Source organism: Massilia sp. NBRC 108631 (assembly GCF_059704565.1).
Window position 1 is genome coordinate 1 of sequence record NZ_BAAKJE010000003.1, and the last position, 218, is coordinate 218.

1 protein-coding gene is annotated in these 218 nt (G+C 64.2%); it reads left to right on the top strand.

All coding sequences use genetic code 11. The features are described from left to right. Positions 1-218: histidine kinase dimerization/phospho-acceptor domain-containing protein (locus tag AC6H42_RS00015; protein ID WP_497547106.1), on the top strand; the 218-nt coding region annotated here is incomplete at both ends.

The following is a 218-nucleotide window of genomic DNA, read 5'->3' on the forward strand; positions in this document are numbered from 1 at the left end:
AACGAAGCCCTGGGCGAAGCCCAGCAGCAGCTGGAAGAGCGCGCGCTGGACCTGGAGCGGGCCAGCCAGTACAAATCGCAGTTCCTGGCCAATATGTCGCACGAGCTGCGCACGCCGCTGAACAGCATGCTGATCCTGTCGAGCTTGCTGGAGCAGAACCGGGAGGGCAAGCTGAGCAGCAAGCAGGTGGAATACGCCGGCACCATCCACGGCGCAGG